Source organism: Zestomonas carbonaria (assembly GCF_904061905.1).
GTDB classification, from domain to species: Bacteria; Pseudomonadota; Gammaproteobacteria; order Pseudomonadales; family Pseudomonadaceae; genus Aquipseudomonas; species Aquipseudomonas carbonaria.
On sequence record NZ_CAJFCI010000140.1, the window covers coordinates 1 to 310 of the forward strand.

At 77.1% G+C, this 310-nt stretch carries 1 pseudogene; it reads left to right on the forward strand.

The window, feature by feature from the left end:
- Positions 1-310: pseudogene (locus PSEWESI4_RS25010) on the forward strand (hypothetical protein); the annotation flags it as partial.

The following is a 310-nucleotide window of genomic DNA, read 5'->3' on the forward strand; positions in this document are numbered from 1 at the left end:
GCTGAGCAGCGAGGCACAGTTGCAGGCCAACGGCGGCCAGCTCGACCGGGCGCAGGTCGTGCAGGTGCTGGAGGCCGCGCTGCACCTGGCCAGGAGCCTCGGCGAGCACGCCGGGGACCACCAGGGCATCGGCCACGACCCGGCGCCCCAGCAGGTCTTGAGCGAGGCCGTGCGCGACCTCGGGCACGGCGCCAACGACGAGCCCGGGGGCGGCAACGGCGGCGAGCCGGCGATCGCCCTGAGCGGCCCGGCGGGCATCGCCGCCGCCACGCCGCGCAGCCTGAGCCTGGCGGCCGGGCAACACATCGAC